This is a genomic window from Caldimonas caldifontis, from assembly GCF_002930615.1.
Taxonomy (GTDB): Bacteria; Pseudomonadota; Gammaproteobacteria; order Burkholderiales; family Burkholderiaceae_C; genus Caldimonas; species Caldimonas caldifontis.
Genome location: NZ_PSNX01000004.1, coordinates 206,556 through 232,606 on the forward strand (window position 1 = coordinate 206,556; position 26,051 = coordinate 232,606).

The 26,051-nt window shown below is 66.9% G+C and carries 22 protein-coding genes, 1 tRNA gene and 1 riboswitch; of the genes, 9 read left to right on the plus strand and 14 right to left on the minus strand.

Annotated features, from left to right (window positions below):
* Positions 1 to 1,788: a dihydrolipoyl dehydrogenase gene (gene lpdA, locus C1704_RS06240; protein WP_104301877.1), complete on the plus strand. Its 1,788-nt coding sequence runs from the start codon at positions 1 to 3 to the stop codon at positions 1,786 to 1,788.
* Between the two features lie 28 nt (positions 1,789 to 1,816).
* On the opposite strand, the gene C1704_RS06245 is transcribed toward lpdA, so the two are convergent.
* A complete protein-coding gene (locus tag C1704_RS06245) occupies positions 1,817 to 2,284 on the minus strand; it encodes a hypothetical protein (protein WP_146076038.1) in 468 nt (155 codons plus the stop codon).
* 139 nt (positions 2,285 to 2,423) lie between these two features.
* On the minus strand, positions 2,424 to 4,580 hold the full coding sequence (locus C1704_RS06250) for a sodium-translocating pyrophosphatase (protein WP_104301879.1): 2,157 nt from the start codon (positions 4,578 to 4,580) through the stop codon (positions 2,424 to 2,426).
* 224 nt (positions 4,581 to 4,804) lie between these two features.
* Between C1704_RS06250 and ppa the strand changes: the two genes are divergently transcribed.
* Complete coding sequence (ppa, locus tag C1704_RS06255; protein WP_104301880.1) at positions 4,805 to 5,350, plus strand: inorganic diphosphatase; 546 nt, start codon at positions 4,805 to 4,807, stop codon at positions 5,348 to 5,350.
* Positions 5,351 to 5,353: 3 nt separating this feature from the next.
* On the opposite strand, the gene C1704_RS06260 is transcribed toward ppa, so the two are convergent.
* On the minus strand, positions 5,354 to 8,683 hold the full coding sequence (locus C1704_RS06260) for a bifunctional diguanylate cyclase/phosphodiesterase (RefSeq protein ID WP_104301881.1): 3,330 nt from the start codon (positions 8,681 to 8,683) through the stop codon (positions 5,354 to 5,356).
* A 145-nt stretch (positions 8,684 to 8,828) separates the two neighbouring features.
* Here C1704_RS06260 and C1704_RS06265 point away from each other — a divergent pair, with 145 nt between their 5' ends.
* Complete coding sequence (locus tag C1704_RS06265) at positions 8,829 to 9,227, plus strand: hypothetical protein (protein WP_104301882.1); 399 nt, start codon at positions 8,829 to 8,831, stop codon at positions 9,225 to 9,227.
* 51 nt (positions 9,228 to 9,278) lie between these two features.
* Here C1704_RS06265 and C1704_RS06270 read toward each other — a convergent pair.
* The 10 genes from C1704_RS06270 to C1704_RS06315 form a co-directional block, all read right to left on the minus strand.
* Positions 9,279 to 9,354: transfer RNA gene (locus tag C1704_RS06270), tRNA-Asn, on the minus strand.
* A gap of 36 nt (positions 9,355 to 9,390) precedes the next feature.
* On the minus strand, positions 9,391 to 11,559 hold the full coding sequence (locus C1704_RS06275; RefSeq protein WP_104301883.1) for a TonB-dependent siderophore receptor: 2,169 nt from the start codon (positions 11,557 to 11,559) through the stop codon (positions 9,391 to 9,393).
* A gap of 67 nt (positions 11,560 to 11,626) precedes the next feature.
* Positions 11,627 to 11,727: riboswitch (TPP riboswitch) on the minus strand.
* 53 nt (positions 11,728 to 11,780) lie between these two features.
* Positions 11,781 to 12,854 (minus strand): NAD(P)/FAD-dependent oxidoreductase, encoded by a 1,074-nt coding sequence (locus C1704_RS06280; RefSeq protein WP_104301884.1) that lies wholly within the window; start codon positions 12,852 to 12,854, stop codon positions 11,781 to 11,783.
* 10 nt (positions 12,855 to 12,864) lie between these two features.
* Positions 12,865 to 13,188: a ferredoxin FdxA gene (fdxA, locus tag C1704_RS06285; RefSeq protein WP_104301885.1), complete on the minus strand. Its 324-nt coding sequence runs from the start codon at positions 13,186 to 13,188 to the stop codon at positions 12,865 to 12,867.
* Positions 13,189 to 13,268: 80 nt separating this feature from the next.
* A complete protein-coding gene (gene cobA / locus C1704_RS06290; protein ID WP_104301886.1) occupies positions 13,269 to 14,060 on the minus strand; it encodes a uroporphyrinogen-III C-methyltransferase in 792 nt (263 codons plus the stop codon).
* 14 nt (positions 14,061 to 14,074) lie between these two features.
* Complete coding sequence (locus tag C1704_RS06295) at positions 14,075 to 15,367, minus strand: sulfate adenylyltransferase subunit 1 (RefSeq protein ID WP_104301887.1); 1,293 nt, start codon at positions 15,365 to 15,367, stop codon at positions 14,075 to 14,077.
* Positions 15,367 to 16,326 carry a sulfate adenylyltransferase subunit CysD gene (gene cysD, locus C1704_RS06300; RefSeq protein ID WP_104301888.1) on the minus strand — a complete coding sequence of 320 codons (960 nt, stop codon included), beginning with the start codon at positions 16,324 to 16,326 and terminating at the stop codon, positions 15,367 to 15,369. The genes C1704_RS06295 and cysD overlap by 1 nt, the downstream gene beginning before the upstream one ends.
* Positions 16,323 to 17,075, minus strand: coding sequence for a phosphoadenylyl-sulfate reductase (locus C1704_RS06305; RefSeq protein ID WP_104301889.1), 753 nt, complete (start codon positions 17,073 to 17,075; stop codon positions 16,323 to 16,325). Before C1704_RS06305 ends, cysD begins: the two co-directional genes overlap by 4 nt.
* Entirely contained in the window at positions 17,072 to 17,569 is a 498-nt protein-coding gene (locus C1704_RS06310) for a DUF934 domain-containing protein (RefSeq protein WP_104301890.1), read from the minus strand. The genes C1704_RS06305 and C1704_RS06310 overlap by 4 nt, the downstream gene beginning before the upstream one ends.
* Positions 17,570 to 17,583: 14 nt before the next feature.
* Complete coding sequence (locus C1704_RS06315; RefSeq protein ID WP_104301891.1) at positions 17,584 to 19,299, minus strand: nitrite/sulfite reductase; 1,716 nt, start codon at positions 19,297 to 19,299, stop codon at positions 17,584 to 17,586.
* Between the two features lie 205 nt (positions 19,300 to 19,504).
* Here C1704_RS06315 and C1704_RS06320 point away from each other — a divergent pair, with 205 nt between their 5' ends.
* A complete protein-coding gene (locus C1704_RS06320) occupies positions 19,505 to 20,449 on the plus strand; it encodes a patatin-like phospholipase family protein (protein WP_419186783.1) in 945 nt (314 codons plus the stop codon).
* A 179-nt stretch (positions 20,450 to 20,628) separates the two neighbouring features.
* On the opposite strand, the gene C1704_RS06325 is transcribed toward C1704_RS06320, so the two are convergent.
* Positions 20,629 to 21,180 carry a phasin family protein gene (locus tag C1704_RS06325; RefSeq protein WP_104301893.1) on the minus strand — a complete coding sequence of 184 codons (552 nt, stop codon included), beginning with the start codon at positions 21,178 to 21,180 and terminating at the stop codon, positions 20,629 to 20,631.
* Between the two features lie 236 nt (positions 21,181 to 21,416).
* Between C1704_RS06325 and C1704_RS06330 the strand changes: the two genes are divergently transcribed.
* The 5 genes from C1704_RS06330 to C1704_RS06350 are packed head-to-tail and all read left to right on the plus strand — an operon-like array spanning position 21,417 to position 26,050.
* Positions 21,417 to 22,391 carry a histone deacetylase family protein gene (locus C1704_RS06330; protein ID WP_104301894.1) on the plus strand — a complete coding sequence of 325 codons (975 nt, stop codon included), beginning with the start codon at positions 21,417 to 21,419 and terminating at the stop codon, positions 22,389 to 22,391.
* Entirely contained in the window at positions 22,372 to 22,803 is a 432-nt protein-coding gene (locus C1704_RS06335; RefSeq protein ID WP_104301895.1) for an acyl-CoA thioesterase, read from the plus strand. Before C1704_RS06330 ends, C1704_RS06335 begins: the two co-directional genes overlap by 20 nt.
* Entirely contained in the window at positions 22,800 to 23,501 is a 702-nt protein-coding gene (locus C1704_RS06340) for a nitroreductase (protein ID WP_104301896.1), read from the plus strand. Before C1704_RS06335 ends, C1704_RS06340 begins: the two co-directional genes overlap by 4 nt.
* A 47-nt stretch (positions 23,502 to 23,548) precedes the next feature.
* Positions 23,549 to 24,568, plus strand: a complete 1,020-nt coding sequence (locus C1704_RS06345; RefSeq protein ID WP_104301897.1) for a 2-hydroxyacid dehydrogenase — start codon at positions 23,549 to 23,551, stop codon at positions 24,566 to 24,568.
* 27 nt (positions 24,569 to 24,595) lie between these two features.
* Positions 24,596 to 26,050: a DNA recombination protein RmuC gene (locus tag C1704_RS06350; protein ID WP_104301898.1), complete on the plus strand. Its 1,455-nt coding sequence runs from the start codon at positions 24,596 to 24,598 to the stop codon at positions 26,048 to 26,050.
* Position 26,051 lies beyond the last annotated feature (1 nt).

Below are 26,051 nucleotides of genomic sequence, written 5' to 3' on the forward strand. Positions count from 1 at the left end.
ATGTCTGTCATCGAGATCAAGGTTCCCGACATCGGCGACTTCAAGGACGTCGGCGTCATCGAGGTGCTGGTGAAGCCCGGCGATGTGGTGAAGGCCGAGCAGAGCCTCATCACCGTGGAGTCGGACAAGGCGTCGATGGAAATCCCGTCCTCGCACGCCGGCGTGGTGAAGGAACTCAGGGTGAAGGTGGGCGACACCGTCAACGAGGGCTCCGTCATCCTGCTGATGGAAGCGGAAGGCGCCGGCGCTGCTGTGCCAGCGCCCGTGTCCGCGCCCGCTCCTGCGCCGGCTCCCGCAGCGCCGCCTGCGCCCGCTCCCGCCGCGGTCCCTGTGGCGTCGAGCTACGCCGGGGGTGCCGACGTCGAATGCGACATGCTCGTGCTGGGCGCGGGTCCTGGCGGCTACTCGGCTGCCTTCCGCGCAGCCGACCTCGGGATGAAGGTGGTGCTGGTGGAGCGCTATGCCACGCTGGGCGGCGTGTGCCTGAACGTGGGTTGCATCCCCTCCAAGGCGCTGCTGCACGTGGCGGCGGTGATGGACGAGGTGAAGCACTTCGCCGACCTGGGCGTGAGCTTCGGCGAGGCCACGGTGGACCGTGGCAAGCTGCTGGCCCACAAGAACAAGGTGGTGGGCAAGCTCACCGGGGGCCTGGCCGCCATGGCCAAGATGCGCAAGGTCACCGTCGTGCGCGGCTACGGCAGCTTCCTCGATCCGCACCATGTGCAGGTCGAGGAGACCACCGGTGATGGACAGGACAAGACCGGCAAGACGCAGACCATCCGCTTCAAGCAGGCCATCATCGCGGCCGGTTCGCAGGCGGTGCGCCTGCCCTTCCTGCCCGACGATCCGCGCATCGTCGATTCCACCGGCGCGCTGCAGCTGCAGCATGCCCCGAAGCGCATGCTCATCGTGGGCGGCGGCATCATCGGCCTGGAGATGGGCACGGTGTATTCCTCGTTGGGCGCGCGCCTGGACGTGGTGGAGATGCTCGATGGCCTGATGCAGGGTGCCGATCGCGACCTGGTGCGTGTGTGGCAGAAGATGAATGCCCCACGCTTCGACCACATCCTGCTCAAGACCAAGACAGTGGCTGCTCAGGCGACGGCTGATGGCATCCTGGTGAGCTTCGAGGGCGAAGGCGCGCCGAAGGAGCCGCAGCTCTACGACCTGGTGTTGCAGGCGGTGGGCCGCAGCCCCAATGGCAGGAAGATCGGTGCCGAGAAGGCAGGCGTGGCGGTGACCGACCGCGGTTTCATCCCGGTGGACATCCAGATGCGCACCAACGTGCCGCACATCTTTGCGATCGGCGACATCGTCGGCCAGCCCATGCTGGCGCACAAGGCGGTGCACGAGGCTCACGTGGCGGCCGAAGTGGCGGCTGGCCAGAAGGCTGCGTTCGACGCCCGGGTGATTCCCAGCGTGGCCTACACCGACCCCGAGGTGGCCTGGGTGGGCCTGACCGAGGACCAGGCCAAGGCCGAGGGTCGCAAGGTCAAGAAGGGCCTCTTTCCCTGGACGGCCTCGGGCCGGGCCATCGCCAACGGGCGCGACGAGGGCTTCACCAAGCTGCTCTTCGATGCCGACACGCATCGCATCGTGGGCGGCGGCATCGTGGGCACCCATGCCGGCGACATGATCGGTGAGATCGCCTTGGCCATCGAGATGGGCGCCGACGAGGTGGACATCGGCAAGACCATTCATCCGCACCCCACGCTGGGCGAGAGCATCGGCATGGCTGCCGAGGTGGCGCACGGCACCTGCACCGACGTGCCGCCGGCGCGGCGTTGAGGCGGAGCCCGGCATCCGCCGGGCCGGTTCAGAACTTGAGCTTGACGCCGACCGTCAGCCCCGGCTCGGGGTGGCGGTCGCCGTCGTCCACCATGCGGGCATCCACCCACCAGCGGTCGGACACCGGGGCGCGCAGGTCCAGGCCAGCGGCCGGGCGCACCGCGCCGGGCAAGGCCACCGGTGCCGAGCGGGCGGCCCCCATCGGCTTGGACGTGGGCGAAGCGCTGGCCAGTTGCAGGTTGAGCGCCGGCAGGGGGGCGGGTGCAGGCCGGGCGACGGGAGACTGTTTCGATGCCTTGGCCGGCGGCGACACCTTTTTCCGGACCGACGGCTGCACAGGCTGAGCCGTCACGGGCGCGGGTGCCGGGGCGACCAGTGCGGGCGGGCGCATCAAGGCCGGCGCGGCCAGTGCAACGGTGGTGTCGCGCGCCTGGGCAAATGCAGACGAGCAGACGCAAGCCCATGCCAGCACCGGCCAGATCTTAGGTCTGCTCAAGCCTTGAGTTCCCACGACATCCCTCGTTGGCTCCATTGAACCACGAGGCGCTGGGCTCTGGAGGGGCTGTACCGGGTGGCCATGTGACGCAATACCGAAAACGCCCGTGCGAGGCGGGCGTTCATCGGGAGCCGGGGCTTCAGCGAGCGGACGGCAGTGCCGCAGCTGGCGTGGCCGATGCCGCCACCACCTGAACCACCGGCGGCGCCTCAGGTGCGGACTCGGCCTTGGTGGCCGTGCTCACCGGCAGCAGCGGCACGATCAGCAAGGCGACGATGTTGATGATCTTGATCAAGGGGTTGACGGCCGGGCCGGCGGTGTCCTTGTACGGGTCGCCCACGGTGTCGCCGGTGACAGCCGCCTTGTGGGCCTCGCTGCCCTTGCCGCCGTAGTTGCCTTCCTCGATGTACTTCTTGGCGTTGTCCCAGGCGCCGCCGCCGGTGCACATCGAGATCGCCACGAACAGACCGGTCACGATCGTGCCCATCAGCAGCCCCCCCAGCGCCTCGGGGCCCAGCAGCAGGCCCACCAGGATGGGCACCACCACCGGCAGCAGCGAGGGGATGATCATCTCCTTGATGGCCGCGCTGGTGAGCATGTCCACTGCGGTGCCGTACTCGGGCTTGCCCGTGCCGTCCATGATGCCGGGGATGGTCTTGAACTGGCGGCGCACTTCCTCGACCACGCTGCCGGCCGCACGGCCCACCGCTTCCATCGCCATCGCGCCGAAGAGGTAGGGAATCAGGCCACCGATGAACAGGCCCACGATCACCATGTGGTTCGACAGGTCGAAGCTCACATGGTGGCCGGCAGCTTCCAGGCCGTGGGTGTAGTCGGCAAACAGCACCAGGGCGGCCAGGCCGGCCGAGCCGATGGCGTAGCCCTTGGTCACCGCCTTGGTGGTGTTGCCCACCGCGTCCAGCGGGTCGGTGATGTCGCGCACCGACTGGGGCAGCTCGGACATCTCGGCAATGCCGCCAGCGTTGTCCGTGATGGGGCCGTAGGCGTCCAGCGCCACGATGATGCCCGCGAGGCTGAGCATCGAGGTCGCGGCGATCGCAATGCCGTACAGACCGGCGAGCAGGTAGCTGGCGATGATGGCTGCGCACACGAAGATCACCGGCCAGGCCGTGGACTTCATGCTCACGCCCAGGCCGGCGATGATGTTGGTGCCATGCCCGGTGGTGGAGGCCTTGGCCACGTGCTTCACCGGCGAGTAGTCGGTGCCGGTGTAGTACTCGGTGATCCATACCATCAGCGCCGTGAGCACCAGCCCTACCGCGGCGGCGCCGAACAGGCGCAGCTGGGTGCCGCTGGCATAGATGGCATCGTCCGGCATCACCCACCTCACGATGAAGAAGAAGCCGACCAACGCGATCACACCCGAGACGATCAGGCCCTTGTAGAGGGCCGGCATCACGTTCTTCATGCCCGGCGTGGCCTTCACCGCGCCGCAGCCGATGATGGAAGCGATGATGGAGAAGCCGCCCAGTGCCAGCGGAAGCACGGCCGCCTGCATCGGGAAGGCCGTGATCATCAGGGCTCCCAGTACCATGGTCGCGATCAGCGTCACGGCATAGGTTTCGAAGAGGTCGGCCGCCATGCCCGCGCAGTCACCCACGTTATCGCCCACGTTGTCGGCGATCACCGCCGGGTTGCGCGGGTCGTCTTCAGGGATGCCGGCTTCCACCTTGCCCACCAGGTCGGCGCCCACGTCGGCGCCCTTGGTGAAGATGCCGCCGCCCAGGCGCGCGAAGATGGAGATGAGCGAAGAACCGAAGGCCAGACCGATCAGGGGCTTGAGCACGGTGGACAGCGGCGTCACCGGGTTGACCTGCCCGTTCATGATCAGGAACCAGAACAGGCCACCTACGCCCAGCAGGCCCAGGCCCACCACCAGCAGGCCGGTGATGGCGCCACCGCGGAAGGCCACCGCCAGGGCCGCGTCGATGCCCTTGGTGGCCGCCTGGGCGGTGCGCACGTTGGCGCGCACCGACACATTCATGCCAATGAAACCGCAGACCCCCGACAGCACCGCCCCGATGACGAAGGCCACCGCGGTGGCGCCATCGATGAAGATGCCGATGAGCACCGCCAGCACGACGCCCACGATGGCGATCGTCTTGTACTGCCGCGCCAGATAGGCCGCAGCGCCAGTCTGGATCGCCGCGGCGATCTCCTGCATGCGGGCGTTGCCCGCTTCCTGCTTGAGGATCCAGGTGCGTGACACGAAGCCGTAGATGACGGCGGCCACGCCACACACGAGCGCAAAATACAGCGCCAAATCGGTGGACATGAAAGGGCTCCTTCCTCTGGTGATCCGATGGTGATCGAAGGCCCGTGGTCTTTGCTTGCCACGTTGGCCGGACCATGCTACGCAAAGGCGTGCGACGCCGCAATGACGGGCCGCCCCGTGTTTACCATCGGACGCGACGCCAATCGCACCGCAGCCGGACGTCAGGGCGGCGCAAGCCCCCCCGGTAGAATCCGGGTTTTCCCTCGCGAATCACATCATCAGCCATGAGCCTGCACAACGTGACCCCCGGCGCCAAGGCGCCCGAAGAGTTCAACGTGATCATCGAGATCCCGATGAATGCCGACCCGATCAAGTACGAGGTTGACAAGGAAACCGGCGCCATCTTCGTCGACCGGTTCATGACCACGGCCATGCACTACCCCTGCAACTACGGGTATGTGCCGCAGACGTTGTCGGACGACGGCGACCCGGTGGACGTGCTCGTGATCACGCCGTTCCCGCTCACCCCAGGCGTGGTGGTGACCTGCCGTCCCATCGGGATGTTGAAGATGGAAGACGAAGCGGGTGGCGACGCCAAGCTGCTGGCCGTGCCCACCACCAAAATCCTGCCCATCTACGACCACTGGAAGAAGCCCGAGGACATCAACCCGATGCGCCTCAAGGCCATCCAGCACTTCTTCGAGCACTACAAGGATCTCGAGGCCGGCAAGTGGGTCAAGGTGCAGGGCTGGGAGGGTCCGGAGGCGGCCAAGGCCGAGGTCAGCAACGGGATCGCCAACTACGCGAAGGCCAGCAGCGGCAAGGCCTGAGGTTCACGGCAACTGGGTGGGCATCTCGACCCCGGCAGGGTCGAGGGAAGCTCGCGCAAAGTCAGCGAAGGCGGCTGCGTCCAGGGGGGGGCTGTACCAGTACCCCTGGACTTCATTGCAACCGCATGAGTACAGGAAGAGCGCCTGTTCTTGGGTCTCGACGCCTTCTGCGATGGTGGTCATCTGCAGGCTTTGTGCCATCCTCACGATGGCTGTCACCAGGGCCTGGTCACTCGCGCTGCTTGCGAGGTCTTTCACGAATGACTGATCGATCTTGAGCTTGCCGATGGCATAACGCTTCAGGTAGCTCATCGACGAGTAGCCGGTTCCGAAGTCATCGAGTGACACTCTGAAACCTGCTTCATGCAGACCCTGGATGGTCGCGGCCGCAAGCTCTGGGCTACGCAGGGCCACAGCTTCGGTGAGTTCGATCTCGATGCGCTCGGCAGGCACGTTGAGGTCATGCACCATCCGCGTGAACTCCTCCACCAGACGGGGGGTGGCGAATTGGACTGCGGATACGTTGACCGCCAAGCTGAATCCGCTCAGTCCCACCGCGTCCCACTCGCGCATTTGCCGGACGGCTTGCTCCATCACCCACAGCCCGATCGGCACGATTGCGCCGGTCTGTTCGGCAATCGGGATGAATTCAGCGGGCGACACCATGCCCCAGGTGGGATGCTGCCACCGCAGCAAGGCCTCCACACCCACCAGTCGCTTGGTGCTCAGGGCGCATTGGGGCTGATACATGAGGTGCAGTTCACCCCGCTGAACGGCGTGTTTGAGCGCCTCCGCGAGCTCCAGTGATCGCTGCGTGTGGGCCTGCATCGCGGGCGCGAAGAATCGCAGCCCGTTGCGGCCCTCTTGCTTGGCCTTGTACATGGCCATCTCGGCGGCTGACGCCAGGGCGCCCGCCGTCTGGGCATCGTTGGGGTACATCGCGATCCCCACAGAGGCCGTCGCTGACAGCGGCTTGCCCTGGATGGTGATCGACGTCTGCAAGTGCCGCAAAGCCTCTTCGACCATCAGCGCCACACTTGACTGGTCTAAGCCCGGGACGATGGCGGCGAAGGTATCGCCCGAATAGCGTGCCAACACGATCGGCGGGCCCAGGCTCGAGCGAAGTCGGTTGGCCACCTCCACGAGCAGTTCATCGCCGGCTGCATGGCCCAGGGTTTCGTTGATCACCTTGAAGTTGTCGAGATCCAGCCACAGCAGAAAGAGCCGGTCGTGATGCTCGTGCGCACGCGCGATCGTCTCGGTCAGTCGCTCGTCGAACACCTTCTTGTTGAGCAGGCCCGTCAACGCGTCGAACTCCGACAAGGCGCGGATACGTTCCTGAGCTGCCCGCCGCTCAGTGATGTCTTCCTTGTGCGCCACATAGTGCGTCGTTTCACCGAGGGCGTTGCGCACGGGATAGACGAGAGCGCTTTCGAAGTAGACCTGACCGTCCTTGCGTCGGTTGACGAATTCACCCTGCCACGGCAGCCCCTTGACGAGGCGACGCCACATTGTGTCGTAGGTCGAGGCTGGCGTCTGTCCAGACTGGAGGAAGCGCGGGTTGCGGCCAAGGGCCTCTGCCACACCGTAGCCACTCACCGCGCTGAATGCCGCATTGACATAGACAATGCGTGCGCTCTCATCGGTGATAAGGACTGGGTAAGGGTTCTGGTCCAGAGCCTTGTAGAGGCGATGGATGACGGCCTCCTGCCGTCGCTGCTTCGTGTAACTCCAGATGGCGTCAGCCAACACGTGCAATGCCTGGAGCTGCGAATCGCTGTAAGCCTCGGGTTTGTCGCCGACGCAGAGCACCAGCCGGACCTGCCCGCCGTCCAGCGCTGGCAGGAGTGCCACGCGCAGGGGCTGGGCGGTTGTTGCATGGACAACGATCGGTTCGCGCTGCCGAACGGCCCGTTCGAGCGCTTCGTGAATGTCTGGGAACGTCTGGCTGCTCCCGTGCTGTGCGGCAACCGGTTCAATTGTGTGAGTGCCCTCGCCGACGAGGTAGATGTGCGATGCGCCGCTGTCCGAAATCCGTGCAGCGAGCTCAGCCCCACGCTGGAGAAACTCAAGCTCGGACTCGTGTTCGTTGCGTTTTTCAAGGTCGAGCAGGGCTGCATTGAGCTGGGCCTCGAAAGCGATTCGTTGCTCATGCTCGACAGTAGCGGTGATGTCATGCGACAGCACGAGATAGGTGTCATCCTCTCGCGTGCTGTTGTGTTTCTGGGCCACTGCCAGTTCGAAATGACGCAGCCCTTGTGGCAGGGGGATCGAGATGCGCATCCCCCGCGATGCGCCCAGACGCTGTGCTTCCTCCAGGGCCTGCATGCAGCGTTCGGCAGCCTGGGGAGGAAGAACATCGCGGATGTTCCGTCCGATGAGGTTGTGAGCGGGCGCGGCGAGTTTGTCAGCGTCGGCCGCGTGAATCGACAGATAGGTACCCCGGCGATCGATCTCGAACAACAGGTCAGGCAGGGTGTTCAGAGTGGCCCGTTGCTGGGATTCCAGCGCGACCAACTGCTCATAAGGCTTCCGGATCGACTCGACGAACAAGCCGCGATACAGAAAACCATAGGCAATCACCTTGTAGATGTGCCCTGCGACGTTATAGACGTCGGTGACATTGGCGTACTTCGTGAAGAAGAACTCGCTCATCGCCATGGTGAACGAAGCGAGGCTTAAGTAGGGCCCGCGGTACTTGCTGCCCTGGGCGGAGGCCGTCAGGAAGCCCACCGCGGCCACCAAGTACAAGGCGATCAAACCGTACTCGAAGCCGACCTTGAATGGGGTAAGGCCTTGGCCTTCGACGAAGGTACGAGGAATACGCTCGGGGTGAAAAAGAAACACGTAGTGCAGGCAGGTCACCAATCCGAGCAAGACCAACAGCGCTACCAAGCGGGAACGCCCGGTGAGCCACGTGTCCCAACGAAGCGGCCAGAAGGCCATCCACAGCAGTGCGGCCGCTGCCATCGACCGGGCCGCAAACCAGAAATGGATCGCCTTTTCCGTGCCGCTGGGGGTGATGAACGTCGGCATGCCTGGAAAGGAGAGTGTGTGGCTCATGTCCAGGAGCGCCACCCCCAGGAAGCCCAGACCGAGCACCAGGAACCGACCGTCGGGCCGATGCTTCTGCGTTGCCCAGCAGATTCCGAAGATCATCGCCGCGACCGCGATTGCGACCACCTCCATGGCAATGTGAAGTGGCAGGTATCCGGACAGGCCTACGGCAGCATCCGGCGCGGGCATCACGATCAGCAAAGACAGGCTTCCCAGCAATGCGAGCGCCCAGAAACTGGCCGGTCGAAGCCCTGATGATTCTGTCTGACGTGCCATGAGGCGAGTGTACGCACCAAGCCTATCTTGGACGAACAAGGGTGAGCGGGGGAGCCGAGGCTTACGTCGTCAGTCCCATGCTCTGGAACTCGTGCGCGCCTGCGGTGTCCCAGCGCTGTAAAGCATTGTTCAGACGGAGAGGGTGATGCGCAGTATCGTGTGGATTGTGTGGGCCCTGGTCGCTGCCTTCTGGACCCTGGGGGCCTGGGTGCTGGCGGAACTGGTGCAATGGTCGGTTCAGACGATGGCCTCGGCCGAGGCTGCGCGAGCCGCGGGGGCCGTGTTGCAGGCGCCCTTGCCGCCCTGGGTGGGCGTCTGGATCGACCCTGTGTGGCTGGAACTGGTGCGCTCGCAGGTCCAGTGGCTGCTCGAAGCGGGGCAGGCGATCCTGCCGGCAGCCGGGGCTCTGGTCGGCTGGATCGTGCCGCTCGTGTGGGTGGGCTGGGGGCTGGGCATGCTGACCCTGCTGGCGCTGGCCATTGGCGCCCACTGGCTGATCGGCCGCCTGAGCCGCAGCAGCCTGTCCGGCACCACAACCATCTGAAGCGGGAAAAGACAAAAGCCCTGCACTTGCGTGCAGGGCCTTCCTTTTTTTTGGCTCCCCGACCTGGGCTCGAACCAGGGACCTACGGATTAACAGTCCGGCGCTCTACCGACTGAGCTATCGGGGAACAGAGCCTTGAATTATAGCCAGAAAATTTCCGGGCTTACAAGTCCGCCTGCAAGGATACCCGGAAGGTGCGTGGTGCCAGGGGGTAGAGGTAGGCGTGGCCGTACTGGAAGGGCGACTCGCGCCAGGCGCGCTTGTCGGTGAGGTTGTCGATGCCGGCGCGCCAGGTGAGTGCCGTGCCGGCCACGCGGTGCTGGTGCACCAGGCCCAGGTCGAAGCGGGTCCAGGAGGGGATGTGCACGCTGTTGTCGGCCAGCACCATGCGGTCGCCCTCGTGCACCATGGCCCCAGCCAGGCGCAGGCCGGGCAGGGCGGCCACGCGGTATTCCACGCCGGCCTTCACGGTGTGCGCCGGCACGTTGGTCGGGCGCTTGCGGTTCAGGCTGGCATCGGCCGCGCCTTCGCGGCGGGCGTGCAGCCACATGGCGCTGCCGCTCAGGCGCCAGGCGCCGATGTCCCAGCTGGCCCCGCCCTCCAGGCCGCGGTGATGGGCGTCGCCGTCGAACTGGCGCGTGCAGGTGTCGCCGGTGGTGTCGTCGAAACAGTCCGTGCCCAGGTCGGAGGTCACCGGCCGCTTGATGTCGAAGTAGGCCACGCCCCAGCGCAGGCTGTCGGACTGTCCCTTGAGGCCCAGTTCCATCTGCCGGCTCTTCAGGCTGGGCAGGGGCTGCCCGGCATTGGTGTAGCGGGCGCGGTTGGGCGCCACGTCCGACTCGACCCCCTGGCCCCAGCTGGCGTACACCACGTGGCGCGGCATGAACTCGTGGCTCAGCGCCAGCCAGGGCGTGCTGACCGACTGGTCGTAGCGGGTGGCTTCGGGGTCGCCGCTGGTGCGTTCGGTACGGCGGTGCAAGCGCGTGTGGCGCAGGCCCGCCCAGGCGGTCCAGCGCGGCGCCAGTTCGATGGCGTCGCGCACGTAGAACTCGGTGGAACGCTCGGTGCGGTTCGTGTTGGGATCGGTCTGCTGATCCGAGGGCGGCACCTGGGTTTCGCCGTCGATCGTGCCGGTGCCGGCCCAGCGGTAGATCTGATCCTCCAGGCGTGCCTTGTAGCGGCTGAACAGCACGCCGGCGGTGAGGGTGTGTTGCATCCCGCCCAACCGGAAGTTGCCGTCGGCATACAGGTTGAGCGCGTGTGTGCGGCGGCGCTCGTTGTCGCTGACGTACTCGTAGAAGTCGAAGCTGCCGTCGCTGCAGTAGCGGTTGTAGTTGCCTTCGGCATCGCAGCCGTAGGGGAAGGCCAGGCGGTCGTCCATTGCCAGCCGCTGCGTGCCCAGATGGGCCGTGAGGCGCCAGTCGGCGTCGAGCTGGTGGCGCACCCGCAACGAGGCCGTGAGCGCGTCCATCACCACCGGCTGGCTCCAGCTCTGGTTGTTGAGGTTGATGCGCGGGTTGGTGGGCGCGGGCAGGGTGTCGCCCAGCAGACTGAACGCGGGTTGGCTCGGTTGGCTGCGGCGGCTGGTTTCGACCTCGGCCTCCACGGTGGTGGCCGGGGCGAGGCGCCAGTCGCCGGCCACGGCCAGCAGGCGGCGGTGGCCGGTGTCGTTGCGCAGGGGCGAGTCGAGGTGTTCGTAGGCGGCGTTCACGCGCAGGCCGAAGCGTTCATCCAGGCCGAAGCGCTCACCGATGTCGGCGGCCACGCCCACCGTGTTGCGACTGCGCCAACCCAGTTCGACGCTGCGCACGTGGCCCTCAGGGCGCTTGACGACGAGGTTGACCAGGCCACCCGGGGCGCTGGTGCCGGCCTGGATGCCGCTGGTGCCTTTCAGCACTTCCAGCGCGGCCTTGTTGTCCAGCGGAATGGAGGTCTCGGCATTGATGGGCAGGCCATCGCGGCGGTAGTTGAAGCGGTTGTCGAGCACGAAGCCGCGTACCGACAGGAAGTCCCAGTAGCCCTGGGAGTTGTAGCTGTCGCTCACGGCAGCATCCAGGCTCACGGCGTCGGCGATGCGGCTGGCCCCGCGGTCTTTGAGCTCTCCCTCCGGGATCACCGTGGCTGACAGCGGCGTGCGCGCGAGTGGGAAGGTGCCGAAGCCACCCACCTCGGCGCGGGCCGTGGGGGCCTGGCCGGTGACGGTGATGGCGGGAAGGGCCTCGGCCGCCTCTTGCGCTTCGGCGATGGGCGCGAGAAGGGCGAGACAGGCCAGCGCCACGGGGCGCAGGGCGGGGCGGATGAGGGAGGAAGAACGACGTACTGCGGCGGCCATCTGCGAACTCTTCTGGCAAGACGCAGGGGGTCGGCCGAAGGAGGATGGGCCCGCAAGTGCGGAAGGGCCAGCCGTTCAGACGCTTCCCTGCGCGAGGATTACCTCAATCAGGTTCAAAGGGACTTTCTCAGTCGGGCCCTGGCAGGCCCAACACCCCTAGCGGAGCGTTGCGCGGCAGGCCGCGCAACATCGCGGATTATGGCCCAGGCGCGTCTTGCGCGTCAGTCGTCGAAGGTGGGCGTCTCGACGCCCAGCACCTTGTGCAGCTTGGGGCTGGTGGTCGTGTACTGCAGATGGATGCGCTTGTCGGGGAAGATGTAAGGTGCGGCACCGAAGGCAGCCAGTGCTGCTTCGTGGAAGCCCGAGAGGATGAGCTTCTTCTTGCCTGGGTAGGTGTTGATGTCCCCCACCGCAAAGACGCCGGGGATGCTGGTCTCGAACTTCTCGGTGTCCACCACCACTTGCTTGCGCTCCAGTGCCAGACCCCACTCGGCAATGGGACCGAGCTTGGGGCTCAGGCCGAAGAAGACGAGCAGCACGTCCAGCGGCACCACGCGCGTCACGCCGTCGCTGCCGGTGACCTTCACGCCGGTCAGGCGGTCGCCCTGTTCCTCGATGCCGGTGATCTGGCCGATCACGAACTGCATCTCCAGCGCGTCGCACAGCTCCTTCATGCGTGCGACCGAGGCGGGCGCCGCGCGGAAGCCATCACGGCGGTGGATGAGGATGACGCTTTCGGCCTTGTGCGGGCCGTCCTGGGCGAAGTTGAGCGTCCAGTCGAGGGCCGAGTCGCCGCCGCCCACGATGACAAGGTGCTTGCCGGCGAACTGCGCCGGGTTCTTCACACGGTAGAAGACCTGGCGGTCGTGGTGCTTCTCAAGGCCATCGACCTTCAGCAGCCGGGGCTGGAAGGCGCCCACGCCTGCGGCGATGAAGACGGTCTTCGTGACGAAGCGGGTGCCCTTGGCCGTGGCCACGTCGAAGCGGCCGTCCTCGCGGCGCTGCAGCTCCGTGACCTCCTGGCCCAGGTGGAAAGTGGCACCGAAGGGCTCGATCTGCTTGAGCAGGCTGTCGGTGAGTTCCTTGCCGGTGCACACCGGAACGGCCGGGATGTCGTAGATGGGCTTGTCGGGGTAGAGCTCGATGCACTGGCCCCCCGGGTAGGGCAGCGAATCGATGATGTGGGCCTTGACTTCGAGCAGCCCGAGCTCGAACACCTGGAATAGCCCCACCGGGCCGGCGCCGACGATGACGGCGTCGGTCTCGATGGGCGAAGTGGGCGCGACGGGCTCCATTTCCGCGGGCTCAGCGTTTGAGTTCGCTGAGCTTGCCGGTGCGGTCTTTCCACTCGTCGGCATCGGGCAGTGCGGGCTTGCGCTTGGTGATGCTCGGCCAGACCTTGGCCAGCTCGGCATTGAGCGCGATGAAATGTTGCTGATCCCCCGGCACATCTTCTTCCGGCAGGATGGCATTGACCGGGCACTCAGGGATGCACACCGCGCAATCGATGCATTCGTCGGGATCGATGGCAAGGAAGTTGGGGCCTTCGCGGAAGCAGTCCACCGGGCACACGTCCACGCAGTCGGTGTACTTGCACCGGATGCAGGCTTCGGTCACGACGTGGGTCATAAGGAATCTCGGGAAAGGATGGAAACAGTGGCCGGAGCCCGGCGCAGCCGCCGGGACGCCCGAGCATGTGGGTCGGAATTCTAAGGCCGAGGGCCCAGGGCGTCTTGACCGGCGGCAACAACCTCATTGGCGTCGTCCGACGCGGCCCGGACGACCTTGCCTGTGGCGGGATGGCCCCGACGAACCGGGCGGGCACCGCAGCCCACGATCACCACGGCCGGCCGGCCCGCATGCAGCACGCTGGCCTGGGCCAGGGTGGCCACGGTGTGGTCGCTGTGCAGTGCGTCGGGCCAGCCGGCGCGTGACACGACGGCAGTGGGCGTGCCCTCAGGCCAGCCCGCTTCGCGCAGACGGCGCGACAGGGCGCCGAGCTGGCGGCCGGCCATGTAGAAGACCTCGGTGTCGGCCGTGCGGCTGGCGCGCAGCTCCCCCGCGCGGGTCATGGCGGTGGTCAGGCTCACGCTGCGGCCGGTGCCGCGGCGAGTCAGCGGGCGCTGGCTGCCGGCGGCGGCGGCCAGCGCGGCCGTCACGCCGGGCACCACTTCGGTGGCCAGCCCTGCGGCCGCGGCGGCTTCCAGTTCTTCTTCCAGGCGGCCGAACACGCTGGGGTCGCCACCTTTGAGTCGCACCACCAGATTCACCTCGCGTGCGTGGCGCACGAGCAAGGCGTTGATGGTGGTCTGGCCGGTGGAGTCGCAGAAGCCGCGCTTGCCCACGTCGATCCAGCGCGCCTGGGGGGCCAGTTCACGCAGAGCCGGGTCGGTCAAGGCGTCGTGGAGCACCACGTCGGCCCGCGCCAGCAGGCGCGCACCGCGCAGGGTGATGAGGTCGGCCGCGCCGGGGCCGGCTCCGATGAAGGCGATTGTGCCCATGGCCGTCACCCGCGTCAGCCGACCGCCTTCACCAGCAGGGCACCGCTCGTGCGGTTGCTGGTGGGGTCGACGACGATGAGGGCGCCGCCCACGCGGTTGTCGGCATAGGGCTCGACCGGCAGGGGTTGCTGGGTTTCGACGGTGACGTGGCCGATCTCATTGACAGCCAGTTCATGCGCCTCGGTGGCCTGCAGGGTATGGATGTCCAGACGGCTGTCGATGGCACTGATGCGCGCATGCACCCAGCGGTTGCCATGGCGCACCCAGTACTTGCGGCCCACCACGGCGGGCTCAGGGTCCAGCCAGGCCAGGGTGGCCACGAAGCGCTGGGTGGTGCGCGCGGTGCCGGGCGTGGCGATCCAGTCGCCACGCGAAACGTCGAGCTGGCGGTCGAGCACCACGCCGGCCGATTCGCCGGCCTCGCAGGCATCCACCACGCTGCCCGCGCGGCGCACCTCGGCCACCACGGCGGTCTCGCCACTGGGCAGGATCTGCACGGCATCTCCTGCCTTCACACGGCCGTGGGCGATGCGGCCCCACAACGTGCGCGGCTGGTTGCCGGTGCCTTCGCCCTCGCGGGCGACGTACTGCACGGGGAGGAGCAGGTGGCCGGCGGTGCGCTCCTGGGCTGTCGGCAGGGCTTCGAGCAACTGCAGCAGCGAGGGGCCGTCGTACCAGTCGGCGTCGAGCGGCTGGGTCACGTTGTCGCCGCGCAGGGCCGAGACGGGCACGATGCCGGCGACCTGGATGCCGGCCTGTTCGGCGAAGTCGAGCAGGGCGTTGCGCACGGCAGTGTAGGCCTGGGCGGGGTCGTTCACCGCGTCGAGCTTGTTGACGGCAAACACGATGCTGGGCACACGCAGCAGATGCGCCAGCAGGGCGTGGCGACGCGTCTGGGGCAGGAGGGCCACCGGCCGGGTCGTCACGTCGAGCTTGGTGATGTCCACCAGCACCACGGCGGCGTCGCTGCCGGCAGCAGCCGTCACCATGTTGCGGGTGTACTGCTCGTGGCCGGGCGCGTCGGCGATGATGAACTTGCGCTGCTTGGTGGCGAAGTAGCGGTAGGCCACGTCGATGGTGATGCCCTGCTCGCGCTCGGCCTCCAGGCCGTCGGTGAGCAGCGACAGATCGATGGGCTGACCCGCGGCCTTCCGCTCCAGCGTGTCGAGCTGGTCGGCCAGGATGGCGCGGCTGTCGTAGAGCAGCCGCCCGATCAGCGTGCTCTTGCCGTCGTCGACGCTGCCGGCCGTGAGGAAGCGCAAGGCGCGGTGGTCCGCGAGCTGTTGAGTGTGAACGGCGGCGTTCATCAGAAGTACCCCTCTTTCTTCCGACGTTCCATGGACGCGTCGGAGGTGCGGTCGTCCATGCGGGTAGCACCGCGTTCGCTCACGGTGACCTTCAGCGTCTCGGCCACGATCTCGACCGCATTGGCCGCCGGGCTTTCCACCGGGCAGGTGCAGGTCATGTCCCCCACGGTGCGGAAACGCACCTGGACCGTCTCGACCGTTTCGCCGCTCTGGGGCGGGGTGACCTCGGTCACCGGCACCAGCAGGCCCTTGCGGCGCACCACCTCGCGGTCGTGGGCGTAGTACAGGCTGGGCAGCGGGATGTTCTCGCGGGCGATGTAAAGCCACACGTCGAGTTCGGTCCAGTTGCTGATCGGGAAGGCACGCATGTGCTCGCCCGGGCGGATGCGCGTGTTGAACAGTGTCCACAACTCGGGGCGTTGCTCCTTGGGTTGCCACTGGCCGAAACTGTCACGATGGCTGAAGATGCGCTCCTTGGCGCGCGCCTTCTCCTCGTCGCGCCGGGCGCCGCCGATCATGAGGTCGAATCGGTGCTCCTCGATGGTTTCCAGCAGGGTCACGGTCTGGTGCCCGTTGCGTGACTCCAGCGGGTGCGCCAGGCGAATGGTGCCGCGCTTCATCGAATCTTCCAGGTGCCCCACCACCAGGCGCTCGCCCATCTCAGTCACACGGCGGTCGCGGAACTCGATCACCTCGGGAAAGTTGTGACCGGTGTCCACATGCACCAGGGGGAAGGGCAGGCGGCCCTTGAAGACGCCGTTGCCCAGGTGGTTCTTGAAGGCCTTCTCAGCGAGGCGGAGCACCACGCAGGAATCCTTGCCACCCGAAAAGAGCAGGGCGGGGCGCTCAAAGGCGGCCACGGCCTCGCGCAGGATGAAGATGGCTTCTTCCTCGAGCCAGTCGAGGTGCCGGTGGTCGAGCTCGGGCAGGAGCTGGTCGATGCTTGCGGGCGCGTTCACGGGCGGGCTCCGATCATGGAAACGGCAGGGGGTGTGTCCTGGGCGACGTGCAGGCCGCATTCCTTGGCCTTCTCGTCCTCCCACCACCAGCGGCCGGCCCGGAAGTCCTCGCCCACCGCGATCGCGCGTGTGCAGGGGGCGCAGCCGATGCTGGGGTAGAACTGGTCATGTAAGGGGTTGTAGGGCACGTCGTTGGTGGCGATGTAGTGCCAGATGTCGTTCCAGCTCCAGTCGGCCAGCGGGTTGAGCTTGACGCGCCCATGGTCGTCGAGGTCGCGGAAGGGAACTTCGGCGCGGTGGTGCGACTGTTCGCGGCGCAGCCCGGTGATCCAGGCCTCACGGCCGTCCAGCATGCGCGACAGCGGCTCGAGCTTGCGGATGGCGCAGCAGCGCTTGCGCAGCTCGATGCTCTCGTACATGGCCTTCTCGCCATGGCGCCCCACGAAATGCACCACGGCTGCGTGGTCGGGCTCATGGATCTCCACGCGCAGCCCGTAGCGTTCCTCGATACGCGGAATGAGGGCCAGCGTCTCGGCGTGCAGGGCTCCGGTCTGCAGCGTGCCAATCGCGATGCCGACGGTGTGGCGTGCGATCAGGTCGGTCAGCACCATGTCCTCGGCGCCCAGGCTGGTGGCCTGAACGATGCGGCCGCGGTGCTCGCTGGCCGCCGACTGCAGCAGGGCCACGGCATGGGCATGACGTGCGGCGAAGTCAGCAGACGGTCGGGCGTAGAGTTCGATGGCCGTCATGACACGGTTTCCTTGCGGGTGGCCTTGCGCAAGAACAGGGGACGGTTGTCGTGCACGTCGCCTTGGTAGTAGCCGTTGAAGAAATCGAGGGCCCGTCGGGCAACCGCCTCGTCCTGGTCGGCACGCAGTTGCACCGCATCGACGCCGCTGCGGTCGAGAAGAGGCAGCATGTCCACCAGCACTTCGCCAACGGCACGCACCTCGCCGGCAAAGCGATAGCGGCTGCGCAACAGACGGGCTTGGCTGTAGGCGCGACCGTCGGTCCATTTCGGGAAGTGCAGCACCACCAGGCCCAGGCGGGGAAGGTCCTCCTCCAGTGCTTCAACGTCGGTGTCGTTGGGAATCTGCACGCCTGCAGGCACATCACTCGGCCAGGTGGCGCGTACAGCCTGCCACTGTGCCCAGCTCAGCAGACGATGCGCAGCCGGCAAGGGGGCCGCCTCGTCATCGGCTGCGTGCTGCCAGGGGTCAGTGGACGGATGGATGAACTTCATCGAGGGATCCTTGTTCAGGCGGCCAGCACCTTGCCGGTGGTGCGGCGCACCGCGTTGGCGGCGTTCTTGAAGGGCTCCAGTCCCACGCGCTTGACGGTGTCGATGAAGCGCTCATTGGTGGCGCGCTGCTCGCGGTAGGTTTCGACCACGGCGTCGATCACGTCCACCACCTCGTCGGCGGCGAAGGAGGGGCCGATCACCTTGCCGGGGGCCGAGGGGCCGCTCTGGATGGAGCCATCCGAGCCACCGAGGGTGATCTGGTACCACTCGGCGCCGTCTTTATCGACCCCCAGGATGCCGATGTGGCCGGTGTGGTGGTGGCCGCAGGAGTTCATGCAGCCGCTCATGTGCACGTCGATGTCGCCGATGTCGTAGAGCTCGTCGAGGTCCTGGTAGCGCTGCGCCACCTGCTCAGCGATCGGGATGGAGCGCGCATTGGCCAGGCCGCAGAAGTCGCCGCCGGGGCAGGCGATCATGTCGGTGAGCAGGCCGATGTTGGGGGTGGCGAAGCTGGCGGCCTTCGCTTCCTGCCACAGCGCGTACAGCTCTGACTCATGCACCCAGGGCAGCACCAGATTCTGGTCGTGAGTGACGCGGGCCTCGCCGGCGCTGTAGCGCTCGGCCAGGTCGGCGGCGCGTTCGAGCTGCCCGTCGGTGACGTCGCCAGGCGCCTGTCCCACCCGCTTGAGCGACAGCGTCACGGCGCGGTAGCCGGGGAAGCGGTGGCCGTGCACATTGCGCTCCAGCCAGCGGCGGTAGGCCAGCGGGGCATCGACGGGTGCGGCGGCCAGTGCGTCATTGGCAGCCTGGGGGTCGTAACGCACGCCAGCGGGCACATCGAAGTGCTGGGCGACGCGGTCAAGCTCCTCCTGGGGGAGGATATGGGCGGCACCGTCGGCATCGCGCTCCAGGATCTGGCGGAACTCGGCCTCGACGGCGTCGATGAACTTCTGACCTTCGGCCTTCACGAGGATCTTGATGCGCGCCTTGTACATGTTGTCGCGCCGGCCATAGCGGTTGTAGACACGCGCGATGGCCTCGAGGTAGACGAGGATCTGCTGCCAGGGCAGGAAGTCGCGCACCACCGTGGCGATGAGGGGGGTGCGGCCCATGCCACCGCCCACCAGCACCTGGAAGCCCACGTCGCCGGCCTCATTGCGCCGCAGCTGCAGGCCCACGTCATGCCAGCCGATGGCGGCGCGGTCTTCTGCTGCACCGCTCACCGCGATCTTGAATTTGCGGGGCAGGAAGGCGAACTCGGGATGCAGCGTCGACCACTGGCGCATCAGCTCGCAGTAGGGACGCGGGTCGACGATCTCGTCGGGGGCGATGCCGGCAAAGGCGTCGCTCGTGATGTTACGGATGCAGTTGCCCGAGGTCTGGATGCCATGCATGTTCACGGCGGCCAGCTCGTCCATCACATCGGCGGCACGTTCCAGCGGGATCCAGTTGAACTGGATGTTCTGGCGCGTGGTGAAGTGGCCATAACCACGGTCGTACTCGCGGGCGATGCGAGCGAGCGTGCGCAGCTGGGTGCTGCTCACTTCGCCATAGGGGATGGCGATACGCAGCATGGGCGCGTGGCGCTGGATGTACCAGCCGTTCTGCAGGCGCAGGGCTTTGAACTCCTCGTCGCCCAGCTGGCCTGCCAGGTGGCGCTGCAACTGGTCGCGGAACTGCGCAGCGCGCTGGTGGACGAAGTGGCGGTCGAACTCGGTGTATTGATACATCTCGGGGTCCGTGGGAGTCGGTGCGCTACGGTGGGGTGGGCCCGACCGGAAGCATGCGGCTCTCGAGGTTTCGCAGGAAGCTGCACTGTAGGGATCGTCTATATATATGGGAACTACATATTCATTTGATGATTATTCTTTTCTGTTATTTGATGATGAGTGCTGAGGATCGAGCACTCTCTTGAGCCCGCTAAGATCGCACGCCATGCCTGTGAAAGCCCCTGCTCCGATGCCTCTCGATGGCTGTCGCCCCAGCGCGCTGCGGCGACGCAGCCTGCTGCTGGCCCCACTGGCCCTGGCCGCTTGCCAGACGGCGCCGCCTGTGGTGGTGGCCCCCCCGCCTTCGCCCGCCCCGGCCCCGACTCCCGAGCCACGCCCCCCGCGCATCGGGCTCGCCCTGGGCGGTGGCGCTGCCCGCGGCTTTGCTCACATCGGGGTCATCCAGGTGCTGGAAGAGCATGGGATCAAGCCTGATCTCGTGGTGGGCACTTCCGCGGGCAGCCTGGTGGCTGCGCTCTATGCTTCCGGCAAGTCACGCAGCGAACTGCGCGCCCTGGCCGAAACCATGGACGAGACGGCCATCACCGACTGGTCCTTCCCCTTGCGCGGGGTGATCCGCGGCGAAGCCCTGGCGCGCTACGTGAACCAGCAGACCGGCGGGCTGACCATTGAGCGCATGAAGCTGCCGCTGGGCATCGTGGCCACCGATCTGGCCACCGGTGAGGCAGTGCTGTTCCAGCGCGGCGACACGGGCATGGCCGTGCGGGCATCGAGCGCGGTGCCGGCGGTGTTCCAGCCGGTGCGCATCGGTGACAAGGAGTATGTGGACGGGGGCCTGGTGTCGCCGGTGCCCGTGCGCTTTGCACGCCAGATGGGAGCAGACCTCGTGATCGCGGTGGACATCTCCACGCCCCCCCAGGGCGGGGCGCTGGGTGATGCCATGCGCATGCTGCTGCAGACCTTTGCGATCATGGGCCGCAGCATCAACCACTTCGAGTTGCGCGAGGCCGATGTGGTGGTGCGCCCGCCCTTGGCGGGCCTGGCCGGGACTGATTTCCGCTCGCGCCGGCTGGCCATGGATGCGGGCCGCGAGGCGGCGCTGGCCCTGTTGCCGCAGATCCGCGAGCGCATTGCTGCCAAGACACGCTGACTCAGCGTTGCCACAAGAAAAAAGCCCGGTGGCAAGCCACCGGGCTGAAGGTACCTGGAGAGGTACCGAGGAGACAACCTTTCAGGGAGACCGTGGAGCCATGCTGCACGGTATCCCTCAGAATCGGGGCGAACCCGAAAAGTTCAACCCCGGTTCTCGAGTACTTGCAAGTCCTTGTATCAGGCGCTGCGCTTGGCGCGCGGGGCCTGAGTAGCCTTCACCGCCGAGCTGGTCACGGCCTGGAAGTTGGCTTCGGCCACATCAGCGGCTTGCTTGGCGGCCTTGTGCACGCTCTCGAAGGCGTTGTTGGCGGCAGCCACAGCCGACTTCACCAGGGCCACGGCATTTTCCGTACCGGCAGGGGCATTCTTGACGGCGGTGTCCACCACGGCCAGGAACTTCTTCTGCGCATCGGCGATCTGGGCTTCAGCCACCTTGCTCACTTCGGCATTGGTGGCCGAGGCGATGTCGTACACATGGCGGCTGTAGGCGGCAGCCTTCTCAGCGCTGGGCTGCAGCAGGGAGGCCTGCAGAGCCAGGAGTTCCTGGGCGTCCTTGACGGACAGCGAGGCCTGGGCGTGCTCGGCGGCTTCGGTCAGCGACGCCTTGGCGACCTGCAGGTTCAGTTCGACGAGTTTTTCCACGCCCTCGAAAGCCTTCTGGGTGAGCCCGAACAGGGTCTCGACGTTGGCTTTGTGGGCGGCAACCAGTTGTTCAGCGGTCATCATGATCGAGGGCTCCTCGGGTGGGTGGATGAAGTTTTGCTGCGGTGCAGCATGATTGGAAGTATAGGACTCTTCCGTCTCATTGCAAGCCCTTTTTGTTGCGCTGCAGCAAACTTTAGGGGCATTCCTCTAGCATTGATTCCAACCCTCAACGCCCCAGTGTCCGACGGGGCCATGTCACGGGTGTGACGAGCAGGCCAACGACTCTCGCCCGACAATGCCGCCAGCACACGATCGGCGCCATGCTGGCCTATTACTCCGACCGCTACGTCCTGCCGCTGCCGCCCGGGCACCGATTCCCGATGGCCAAGTACCGGCTGCTGCGCGATCGGGTGGCGGCCGAACTCCCTCGCGTCCGGTTGGTGGAGTCGCCTGCCGCCAGCGAAGGGGAGCTCGCGCTGGCGCATGCGCCGGCCTACATCGACGCCGTTCTCCACGGCACGATGAGCGCGGCCCAGCAGCGCGAGATCGGCTTTCCGTGGTCGCCGGTGATGGCCGAACGTGCCCGGCGCTCGGTGGGGGCCACGGTGGCCGCGGCCCGCGCGGCGCTGGCCGAGGGCGTGGCGGCCAACCTGGCCGGAGGCACCCACCATGCCTACGCCGACAAGGGCAGCGGCTACTGTGTCTTCAACGACGTGGCCGTGGCCGCCCGGCTGATGCAGGCCGAATGGCATCGGCACCACCGCCGCCTGCTGCGTGTGGCCGTGATCGACCTCGACGTGCACCAGGGCAATGGCACGGCGGCCATCTTCCGCGACGACCCCACCGTCTACACCCTGTCGCTGCACGGGGCGCGCAACTTCCCCTTCCGCAAGGAACCCGGCGACCTGGACGTGGAACTGCCCGATGGCTGCACTGACGGCCCATACCTGGAGGCCTTGGACCAGGCATTGGCAGCCTTGTGGACCCATCATGACGCGGCCCCGCCGGGGCTGGTCTTCTACCTCGCCGGTGCCGACCCGCACGAGGGCGACCGCCTCGGCAGGCTCAAGCTCACGGCTGCCGGTCTGGCCGAGCGCGATGCGCGCGTGCTGGGCGCGGTGCGCGAACGGGGCATCCCGGTGGTGGTGACCATGGCCGGGGGCTACGGCCACGACATCCATCAGACCGTCGCGCTGCAATGGCGCACCCTGCAACTGGCCTGCGAGCACTGGCTGACCTGGCCGCGCGCCCAGGCCCCCCACGAGGAGACCCGGCATGAGCCGACCCCAGGCTGAAACCCGCGAGACCTACCGCCACTTTCTGCCCATCACCACGCGCTGGATGGACAACGATATCTATGGCCACGTCAACAACGTCGTGTACTACAGCTACTTCGACACGGTGGTGAACGAGTACCTGATCTCGAAGGGGGCCCTGGACATCCATGCCGGGGACGTGATCGGGCTGGTGGTGGAAACCCACTGCAACTACTTCGCGCCCTTGGCCTTTCCGCACAGGGTCGAGGCTGGGCTGCGGGTGGCGCACCTGGGGTCGTCGAGCGTGCGCTACGAGGTGGGGCTGTTTGCGCAAGGCGAGCCACTGACGGCAGCGCGAGGCCATTTCGTGCATGTCTATGTGGATCGCACCACACGCAAGCCGGTCCCGCTGCCGGCGCCCCTCGTGGCGGCGCTGGAGGTGCTGCGATGACGCTAGGCACCCCGCAGGCCATCGCCTGCGTGGACGAGGCGATCACCTCGCGCCGATCCATCCGCGCCTATCTGCCCACGCCAGTGCCGCGCGAAACGATCGAGGAGATCCTGCGCGTGGCCTCGCGTGCGCCCTCGGGCACCAACACCCAGCCCTGGAAGGTACACGTGCTCACCGGCGAGCCGCTGCGCGGGCTTGTGGAGAAGTTGCGTGCCGCGTATGACGACCCGGCCGAGGCACAGTTGCACGAGCCCGAGTACGCCTACTACCCGCATGAGTGGGTTTCGCCCTACATCGAGCGGCGTCGCAAGGTGGGTTGGGACCTCTACGGCCTGCTGGGCATCGTCAAGGGCGACAAGCTGCGCATGCACGAGCAGCACGGGCGCAACTACGCCTTCTTCGACGCGCCAGTGGGCCTGATGTTCACCATCGACCGGGTGATGGAGCGCGGCAGCTGGCTGGACTATGGCATGTTCCTGCAGAACGTCATGGTTGCCGCGCGAGCCCGGGGGCTGGATACCTGTCCGCAGGCCGCCTTCACCCCGTTCCACCGGATCATCATGGACCACCTCGGTACGCCACCGCAGGAAATGCTGGTGTGCGGCATGTCGCTGGGCCAGGCCGACCCGCAGGCCGTCGAGAACACCCTGGTGACCGAGCGCGCGCCAGTGCACGAGTTCACCCGCTTCCACGGCTGAGGGTGTTCAGCCCACGCTCAGCTTCGGGCTTGAGCGGTCTTCCTACAATGGCTCAAACCATCACAGAGGAGACTGCCGTGCAGAAGGTGCTTGTGGCGCGCGCCGCCTTTCCCGACATCGTCGACCGCCTGCGGGCCCACTTTGAGGTGCAGGACAACCCCGATGACGAAGTGTGGAGTCCCGAGGGGCTGAGGAACGCGTTGCAGGGCAAGGTCGGCCTGGTGGCCACCGGCAGCGAACGCATCGACGAGGCCCTGCTGGCGGCCAACCCGCAGCTCAAGGCCGTGTGCAACATGGCGGTGGGCTACAACAACATCGACGTGGCGGCCTGCACGGCGCGCGGTATCGTCGTCACCAACACGCCGGATGTGCTGACCGAGACCACGGCCGATTTCGGCTTTGCGCTGATGATGGCCGCAGCGCGGCGCATTGCCGAATCGGAGCACTACCTGCGTGCCGGTAAGTGGACGAAGTGGCGCTACGACATGTTCGTGGGCCCCGACGTTCACGGTGCCACGCTGGGCATCCTGGGCATGGGCCGCATCGGCCAGGCCATCGCCCGGCGCGGCGCCCATGGCTTTGGCATGAAGGTGATCTATCACAACCGCTCACGCCTGCCCGAGACCACCGAAGCCCGGTGCGGGGCCCGCTACGTGGACAAGGCCACCTTGCTGCGCGAGGCCGATCACCTGGTGATCGTGGTGCCGTATTCGCCGAGTTCCCACCACGCCATCGGCGCGGTGGAACTGGCGCAGATGAAGCGCACGGCCACGCTCACCAACATCGCCCGCGGCGGCGTGGTGGACGATGCGGCGCTGGCGCAGGCCCTGCGCGACGGCCTGATCGCTGCCGCCGGCCTGGACGTGTTCGAAGGCGAGCCCCAGGTGCACCCGCACCTGCTGACCGTGCCCAACGTGGTGCTCACGCCCCACATCGCCAGCGCCTCGGTGGCCACACGCCGGGCCATGGCGAACCTCGCGGTGGACAACCTCATTGCCGCGCTCGGTTGCGGCCCGGACGCGGGACGCCCGCCCACGCCGGTGAATCCCGAGGTGCTGAAGCGCTGAGCCGTGCCGGCCTGACACAATCGTCTCATGGAACTGAATCTGTGGTGGCTGGCCGCGCTGGGCGCGGCCAATCTCGTGATGCTGGCTGTGGTGGCCTGGCGGGTGGTCGGGCAGGCACAGAGTGTCCCTGCGAGTCGTGAGGATCTGCTTGCGCAGACGCGCCTGCAGGGTGAGGCCGTGGCCCGCGTCGAGCGGGAACTGCGCGACGAGCTGGGCCGCAGTGCCCAGGGCACGCGCCAGGAACTGGGCAGTACATTGGCGCTCTTTCAGCAGACCCTGCTCACCCAGCAGGGCGACGTGGCACGCACGCAGAACGAGCAGATCGACAGCTTCCGCACCCAGCTGGCGGCGATGCAGCAGCAGGTGGCCGACAGCCTGCGATCCACCTCGTCTGCATTGACCGCGCAGGCCCAGACTGCGCGTGAAGCGCAGGATGTGGCGCTCAAACGCTTTGCCGAGGGGCTCAACGAGCAGCTGCGCGCCTTGTCCGAGGCCAACGAGCGGCGCCTGATGGAGGTGCGCAACACGGTCGAGGCACGTCTCACCGCGCTGGCGGCCGACAACGAGAAGAAGCTCGAGCAGATGCGCCAGACGGTGGACGAGAAGCTGCACGCCACGCTGGAACAACGCCTGGGCGAAAGCTTCAAGCAGGTGGCCGACCGCCTGGAGCAGGTGCACCGTGGTCTGGGCGAAATGCAGACCCTGGCCCAGGGCGTGGGCGACCTCAAGCGCGTGCTGACCAACGTGAAGACCCGCGGCGTGTTTGGCGAGACGCAATTGGCCGCGCTGCTCGAACAGGTCTTCACCCCCGAGCAATACGACGTGAACGTGGCCACCGTGCCGGGCAGCCGGGACCGTGTGGAATTTGCGATCCGCCTGCCGGGCAAGGGCGACGACGGCGCGCCGGTATGGCTGCCGCTGGATGCCAAGTTCCCGCGCGAGGACTACGAGCGCTTGCTGGCCGCCCAGGACGATGCCGACCGCGAGGCGGCCGAGGCCGCTGCCAAGGCCCTGGAACTGCGCATCCGCGACGAGGCCCGCACCATCGCGGCGAAGTACGTGGCGCCGCCGCACACCACCGACTTCGCCGTGCTGTTCGTCCCCACCGAAGGTCTCTACGCCGAACTGCTGCGCCGCCCCGGCCTCACGGAGGGCCTGCAGCGCGACCACCGTGTCATCCTGGCCGGGCCCACCACGCTCCTGGCCATGCTCAACAGTCTGCAGATGGGCTTCCGCACGCTGGCACTGGAAAAGCGCTCGTCCGAGGTCTGGAAAGTGCTGGGCGCGGTGAAGACCGAGTTCGGCAAGTTCGGTGAGGTGCTGGCCCGCGTCAAGGATCAGACGCAGACGGTGCTCAACACGCTGGACAAGGCCGAGACCCGCACGCGCCAGATGAGCCGCGCGCTCAGGACCGTGGAAGCCCTGCCCGAGGCCCAGGCCGGCGGCCTCTTGCCCGACGAAGTTGCAGACGACCGCGATTGAG